At 46.4% G+C, this 3,882-nt stretch carries 5 protein-coding genes and 1 pseudogene; 3 read left to right on the top strand and 3 right to left on the bottom strand.

Annotated elements, in window-relative coordinates; translation table 11 throughout:
- Positions 1-354, top strand: a pseudogene (locus PX481_RS18190) (Uma2 family endonuclease); the annotation flags it as partial.
- A gap of 6 nt (positions 355-360) precedes the next feature.
- On the opposite strand, the gene rpsF reads toward PX481_RS18190, so the two are convergent.
- A complete protein-coding gene (gene rpsF, locus PX481_RS18185; RefSeq protein WP_288095333.1) occupies positions 361-750 on the bottom strand; it encodes a 30S ribosomal protein S6 in 390 nt (129 codons plus the stop codon).
- A gap of 145 nt (positions 751-895) precedes the next feature.
- Between rpsF and PX481_RS18180 the strand changes: the two genes are divergently transcribed.
- A complete protein-coding gene (locus PX481_RS18180; RefSeq protein WP_288095331.1) occupies positions 896-1,678 on the top strand; it encodes a fumarylacetoacetate hydrolase family protein in 783 nt (260 codons plus the stop codon).
- Here the strand turns inward: PX481_RS18180 and tpiA are convergent.
- Positions 1,675-2,400 carry a triose-phosphate isomerase gene (tpiA, locus tag PX481_RS18175; RefSeq protein ID WP_002760957.1) on the bottom strand — a complete coding sequence of 242 codons (726 nt, stop codon included), beginning with the start codon at positions 2,398-2,400 and terminating at the stop codon, positions 1,675-1,677. The two genes, PX481_RS18180 and tpiA, sit on opposite strands and share 4 nt — an antisense overlap.
- A gap of 377 nt (positions 2,401-2,777) precedes the next feature.
- On the opposite strand from tpiA, the gene PX481_RS18170 reads away from it, so the two are divergent.
- Positions 2,778-3,542, top strand: a complete 765-nt coding sequence (locus PX481_RS18170) for a metallophosphoesterase family protein (protein ID WP_002760958.1) — start codon at positions 2,778-2,780, stop codon at positions 3,540-3,542.
- Here the strand turns inward: PX481_RS18170 and PX481_RS18165 are convergent.
- Positions 3,461-3,882, bottom strand: a 422-nt coding sequence (locus tag PX481_RS18165) for a CBS domain-containing protein (protein WP_502888617.1), incomplete at its 5' end; no start/stop codon positions are given. The two genes, PX481_RS18170 and PX481_RS18165, sit on opposite strands and share 82 nt — an antisense overlap.

Raw genomic sequence — 3,882 nt, 5'->3', positions numbered from 1 at the left:
CTCTCTCCGAGCAATAGTGCCAGGGAAATGCTCAAAAAGCAGTCTTTCTATCGGGAGCATGGGGTATTAGAAATGTTTTTCTATGACCCAGACTCCCATGATTTCTGGGGATTGGTGCGACCCAATCAGCAAGAGGATTTTTTCCCAGTAACGGCCTTGAATTTTCCCTGGACTTCCCCAATCCTAGGGATTCGGTTTGAGATGTTTGAAGAGGGTTTAGAGGTCTTTTATCCGGATGGGGAACGATTTAAAGACCCTGAAACCCTCTTTGAGGAGCGCAACCAAGCACAACAAGAACGCAACCGCGCTTTTGCCCGATTACGGGAATTGGGCATTGACCCGACACAGTTGTGACTATAATTAATCTTCAGCGGAGATACCGTCATCTTCCACCACCGCTTCGGTGATAGGAGAGGGGGGAATTTCCGTTAAGGGAGATAAATCGGCAGGGGGGGCCACCACGCGATCGAGTTTTAGGGTTAAATAACGAATAACCTCATCACTTAAACGCATGGTGCGTTCCATGGGGGCGACTTGTTTGCCGGTTGCCTGATAATTCATCTGCACATAGACACCATCATTGAGTTTTTTGATGGGATAGGCCAGACGTTTTTTACCCCACACCTTAACTTGAATGTCTGTGGCGCTGTGTTCGGTAATCAGAGTCCGATAACGTTCCACTTGTTGCTGAACGACTTCTTCCCCTAAATCGGGACGGAGAATGTAAAGAGTTTCGTAGTTATTGCTCATCTCAGAATCCTTATGGACTAGAAGGCTTCTTTGTCAAGACCGGAGGTTAATTGATTTTCATAACTCTCTAGCTTTTAATAAAGAAGCAAGGATATATGATCATACTACTATCCGAGAGTCGATCGCTAGTCATTCCCAGAAAAATATGGCGCAACGCTATGTACGAGTGAAACATCTTCAAGGACAAATCTTCTACGGACTGTTACAGCTAAACCGTAGCGTTGCCGTCTTTGATGCCCCTCCCTGGCAAGGAGGGCAACTAACCAAACTAGAATTAGAACCTGATAGCTACCAACTATTAGCCCCCTGTTTCCCGTCGAAAATTATTGCCGTGGGCAAAAATTACCGCGCCCACGCCGCCGAGATGGGAACACCTGTACCGGAAGAACCGCTTTTATTTCTCAAGCCACCGACGACAATTATCGCCGATGGTGAAACTATTTTTTATCCGCCCCAATCGGAAAGAGTGGATTATGAGGGAGAATTGGCATTAATTATCGGAGAAACCGCCAAAAACTGCACCACAGCCCAAGCCAGAAGCAAAATCTGGGGTTATACCATTGCTAACGATGTCACCGCTAGGGATTTACAGAAAAAAGATAGCCAATGGACGCGGGCGAAAGGATTTGACAGTTTTTGTCCCCTCGGCCCCTGGATTGTCCGGGAATTGAGTATCGGGGCGCAATTAACCACTTTTCTCAATGATGGCAGCGAACCCAAACAAAGCAGTTATCTCAGCGATATGGTCTTTCCTCCCGATGTCTTGGTGGCTTATATCTCTCAAGTGATGACCCTGCTGCCGGGGGATGTGATTTTAACGGGAACTCCCGAAGGAATCGGACCGATGCAGGTGGGGGATAAGGTTCGGGTGGAAATAGAAGGCATCGGGGTTTTGGAAAATCGCGTCATGGCAGCAGAAATCAATTAACGATAATTAACAATCCTAGCGAAGACGGCGGGGTCTAGACTTGCCCCACCGACTAAAGCCCCGTTTATCTGCGATTGAGCCATAATTTCATCGATATTATCGGGTTTTACCGAACCACCGTACTGAATGGTTACTTCGGGATTATCTAATTGTTGCCGAATCAAACCGATAACGCGGTTGGCTTCCTCGCTTTCGCAGGTTTCCCCCGTGCCAATCGCCCAGATGGGTTCGTAGGCGATAACGAGGTTTTTTTGGTCAACATTGACTAAACCCCCTTGAATTTGCTTGATAATTACCTTTTCCGTTTCTCCGGCATCTCTTTGGGCTTTACTTTCTCCCACGCAGATAATCGGGATTAAACCTTGTTTTTGGGCAGATATAACCCTTAAATTGACGGTTTCATCGGTTTCGCCGAAATATTGCCGGCGTTCACTGTGACCGATAACCACATAGTGAACCCCAATTTCGGTTAACATATCCGCCGAGATTTCGCCCGTATAAGCCCCCGATTTTTCCCAGTGGACATTTTGCGCCCCCAAGCGAATACGACCACCGTGGAGGGTTTTAGAGAGGACAGCTAAAGCTGTGAAAGGGGCGCAAAGAACTACTTCTCGGTCGTCGGGGGTTTCATCTAGATGGGATTTAAAATCTTGCAAAAACTCCAAAGCTTCTCTCTGGGTTTTGTGCATTTTCCAGTTACCTGCAATAACAACTTTCGGCACAGCTTAATTAATTTAGTAGATTTGATAATTTATGGTACATTTTACTGTAAGCCTTTTTGTTACCCTAAGCAAGATCACCGATAATCGCTGTCTGTCGTGAGCAGATTTTTTTAATACTTTTACCCGTACCTAGGGTTTGCTGAATAAATCTAAAAACTTTGTTTGATAAGGCTTTTAGACTTTTTTGACCTCAAAAATTGCCTACCATTGGAGGGATCGGGGGTAAAATTCCTGGACTTTTTCCCTGAAAATTAGGTAACTGACCACCTCAAAATCGGTAAAACCCTACACCCTACACCCCACACCCCACACCCTGCCCCCACGAAAAACTTTTTGCCGCAAACCCTACCTATGCCCTAATCCCCTACTAAATCCTCATGCGAACCTTAGCGATCGGCGATATTCATGGTTGCTCGAAAGCTCTAGATCACTTGCTAGAGATCGTCAACCCCAAACCGCAAGATACTTTAATCACCCTCGGTGATTACGTTAATAAGGGCAGAGACTCGAAAGGGGTGATCGATCGCCTGATTTCCCTACATAAACAGGGAAATTTGATTCCCCTCAAAGGTAATCACGAGATTATCATGCTGCAAGCCCGTAATAACCCCCTCAAACAGCGTCTCTGGTTAGAAAAAGGCGGTAAAGCCACCCTCAAATCCTATAGCGAAGGCCACCTGATTAAAATTCCCGAATCCCACTGGGATTTTTTAGGAAAAGTCTGTATAAATAGCTACGAAACTGCCAATCATTTATTTGTTCACGCTAGTCTCGATCCCCATCTACCCCTAGCCAGACAACCAGAATACAAACTCTTTTGGGAGAAATTTCAATATCCCGCCGCCCATAGTTCGGGAAAAACCATGATTTGCGGCCATACCAGCCAAAAAAGCGGGAAACCGATTAATCTCGGCCATGCCATTTGTATCGATACTTGGGCCTACGGCCAAGGCTGGTTAAGTTGTTTAGATGTGGAAACGGGGAAATTGTGGCAGGTTAACCAGCGAGGAAATTTTCGGATTAGCCAGATTCAAGATTATTATCTTCCATCCTCTCTACGTCAGGACATTAAGGACGGTTCGCCGATTTTTGGCGGTTCACTCTTGTCGAGAGCGGCAGCAATAACATTTAAGGGCAAATAACTGGGGTAAACTCCCTCGCGAGCGCGTTCAATATCCGTTTCCTCTAGGGGAATTTGGTATTTAATCGCAATTGCCTTGAGGATATCGCTGCGATCGATCACTCCCGCTACGGCGGAGGCTGGTGTTAACACCGTGATCATTCGGTCCGGGATGGTTTCCAATTTCTGCACCACCGTCACTAAGGGGGTTTTTTCCTCAACAGTGGGAATTTCCGCGAGGGGATGGGCAATATCAAGCAGTTGTTTTTCTGACCAGAAACTCCGCTCGATCGCCTGTAAATCTTCCACCCGAATTAATCCCCGATAACGCCCCTCGGAAGCGGCAAAATAAGCAGTATTGG

Source organism: Microcystis sp. M53603_WE2, assembly GCF_030065435.1.
This window is presented reverse-complemented; position numbering and strand designations above follow the sequence as displayed.

Coding starts and splice junctions, on each gene's coding strand:
- rpsF (WP_288095333.1), bottom strand. CDS start 750: ATGAGCAATAACTACGAAACTCTTTACATTCTCCGTCCCGATTTAGGG.
- PX481_RS18180 (WP_288095331.1), top strand. CDS start 896: ATGGCGCAACGCTATGTACGAGTGAAACATCTTCAAGGACAAATCTTC.
- PX481_RS18170 (WP_002760958.1), top strand. CDS start 2,778: ATGCGAACCTTAGCGATCGGCGATATTCATGGTTGCTCGAAAGCTCTA.